We start from the raw sequence: 1,366 nt of genomic DNA, 5'->3' as shown, positions 1-1,366 counted from the left end.
TATGCAGTGACAGATTTTCAGTCATAGGTTTGTGGTTAACAGCGGTAGCAGGCTGCGGATCAGCGCATCGTGCGGGCTGTTTTGTGGCCAGATTGCGTACAAGGTAAACGGCAGCGGCGGGATCTCGTTAACTGCCGTCAACCCGAGTGAACCAAGCTCTGCGTGCATACTGGCGGGTAAAAATGCACACCCCTTGTTCTGATGTAGCTGATGCAAAACCTGCTGCATTGAATGGCTGTGCAGTCGTGGGGGGATATCGGGTGTAAACCATGCGCCTTGCTGCTGCATAAAACCGCTACCCCACTCAATGAAGTGGTAGTGTTCAGTGCGGTTTTTTTGCGTTTGGGTGGCGCTAGAGGCAAACAATTGTAACGAGATCTCTGCGCAAGGCTGCGTGGTAAATTCATCACTGCGCGGCTGATCAAAACTAAAACCCAAATCTACACTCTGCTCAAGCAGTTGACGCAGCAATGTGCGTGATGGCCCGAACTCAGTATGCAGCGGCAGCGCCGGATGTTGCAGGCTTATCTGGTGTAAAAAATCACCGAGTACCGACTCCCATAAACAGGGTGATGCCATTATCCGTAATGGTGCGATTTGATGCGATTGGCTGACATCTTGCTGAGCTTGTTGCCAAGTTTGCAACAAATTGCTGGCATAAGGCACTAAGCGTTCACCGGCTGGGGTCAGCTGAATATTATTACGATTCCGGTTGAACAGCGTTACGTTCAGTTGTGTCTCTAGCTGGCGAATTCGGAAGCTGACCGCAGATTGGGTCAAAAACAGAGATTCAGCTGCTTTACCGAAGTGGCGGGTTTTACTGACCACGATAAAGGTTTTCAGTAATTCGGTATCCACTGCATATCTCCAAAAAAACTTATCATCACGATTAAAATAATTTGTTTTACATCAGCGTCAAGGCTCAATAATACTCCGCGCCATAGACCCTTCGACCATGATAGTTTAGGAGCTTGTCTCAATATGGCGGAAAGCTTTGTCACAACACGTCGCTTCTTCGATAACAAGCATTATCCGCGTGGTTTCGCCCGTCACGGCGATTTCACCATCAAAGAGGCGCAACTTCTTGAGCATTTTGGCTGTGCGTTTGATGAGTTAGACTCAGGCAAACGGCAGGCTGCCACTGAAGCAGAGCAGCTCTTTGTCGCGGCATGCCAGAATGAGCGTCAGCCGGTCACCGATCACGAAAAGGTCTGGATTAAGTACCGTGATCGTACGCGCCGCCCGAAACGTTTTCACACCTTATCCGGTGGAAAACCGCAGGCAGATGCGGTGGAAGACTACACCGACAACGACGAGTAAAACAAGACGAGTCAGACAACAGGAGCCGCAGGCTCCTGTTTTTTTT

At 49.8% G+C, this 1,366-nt stretch carries 2 protein-coding genes; one reads left to right on the top strand and one right to left on the bottom strand.

Translation table 11 applies throughout. The features are described from left to right. Positions 1 to 21: 21 nt before the first annotated feature. A complete protein-coding gene (gene hdfR / locus ACRC27_RS02095; RefSeq protein ID WP_438631020.1) occupies positions 22 to 858 on the bottom strand; it encodes an HTH-type transcriptional regulator HdfR in 837 nt (278 codons plus the stop codon). A 123-nt stretch (positions 859 to 981) separates the two neighbouring features. On the opposite strand from hdfR, the gene ACRC27_RS02090 reads away from it, so the two are divergent. After that, positions 982 to 1,320: a DUF413 domain-containing protein gene (locus tag ACRC27_RS02090; protein WP_438622590.1), complete on the top strand. Its 339-nt coding sequence runs from the start codon at positions 982 to 984 to the stop codon at positions 1,318 to 1,320. Positions 1,321 to 1,366 lie beyond the last annotated feature (46 nt).

Source organism: Plesiomonas sp. (assembly GCF_051650925.1).
Taxonomy (GTDB): domain Bacteria; phylum Pseudomonadota; class Gammaproteobacteria; order Enterobacterales; family CAMTGL01; genus Plesiomonas.
Note: the sequence above shows the minus strand (reverse complement) of the source record. Positions and strands in the feature narration are given on the sequence as shown.